Source organism: Frankia sp. CeTa3Moorea, from assembly GCF_978021225.1.
Map to the genome: position 1 here is coordinate 12,311 of NZ_CDXDOR010000051.1, position 1,169 is coordinate 13,479.

General features: G+C 72.1%; 1 protein-coding gene. It reads right to left on the reverse strand.

The window, feature by feature from the left end; all coding sequences use genetic code 11:
- The coding region (locus tag AC08OV_RS11425; RefSeq protein WP_476619640.1) for an MFS transporter at nt 1-775 on the reverse strand (775 nt) is incomplete at its 3' end.
- Nucleotides 776-1,169 lie beyond the last annotated feature (394 nt).

Below are 1,169 nucleotides of genomic sequence, written 5' to 3' on the forward strand. Positions count from 1 at the left end.
GTTCCACGTCGCGGGCACGGACGGCGGCCGCGGCCTCGCGCAGCCGGCCCGCATTGGCTGGTCCCCGTGGTTGTGCGCCGCCGGCATCGTGGTCAACGGACCCGGCGGGCTCCGCGGTGGCTGTGGTGGCTGTGGTGGCTGTGGTGAACGAGGCTGCGGGGAACATGGCCTGCCCTCCCCGCGCCGGCTCGGGCAGGCGCCGGACCTGCCAGGCAAGCGCGAATGCCGGTACCGCCAGCACCCACAGCGCCCACCGCCAGGACAGGGCGGCCGCCACGTTGCCGACCAGGAACAGGCCGGCGCCGGCACCGGCGAATTCCCCGACGAGGATCTTTCCGTAGATCGTTCCCAGCCCGGCGACGGGAAAGTAGTCGCCGACCAGGGAAGCGATCACGGGGCCGGCGGCGGCGGTGACGACGCCCAGAGCGACCCGGGCCACGATCAGCCAGCCGAACGACGTCACGGTTCCTGATGCGATCATCGCACAGCCCCACAGCGCGATGCTGACGGTGAGCAACCGCACCCGGCGGACCCGGTCGGCCAGGATCCCGGCGGGAATCGACAGGAGGGCACCGGTCACCGCGGTCACCATCCGCAACAGGCCGATATCGGTGTTCGCCAGTCCCCGGTGCTGTTTGAGCGTCGGCGCCAGCGCGCCCACCGCTCCGGTGTCGGTTGTGCTCAGCGCAACCACACAGGCGAGCGCCGCGGTCACCTGCCAGGGCTTGGCGGCGATCCGGTCTTGCCGCAGTCTCTCCAGCGCGCGCGGGGTCACCGCGGCCTCCGCCACCGTCCGGGAGGGAGAGCAACCCTGACGGGTGCGGCGGGTACCCGGACAGGCCGACTGGCGCTGCGACGGCGCCCAGCAGGCAGCGTCTGCATCCGGCCGGTGTGCCCGCCAGCCGGCCGCGCATTCCGCCGCCCTGATCGGCGGGCACCCGAACCGCGCCGTTGCGGCATCGGGGTGCCCCGTCAGCGCACGTCCGCACCGGAGCAGCGAGTTCCGTAAGGCAGCCGTCAGTTTGTTCGGGCGGCCCGAGTGGCATGCTCCTCAGTACAGCGTCCTTGAGTCCTTGAGAGCACAGCGTCGACGGATATCGGCATCTGACGGCATGCCATCGGCATCTGCTGACGCTGGCACGACTGCCGCACCGCCCGGTACCGGGCGG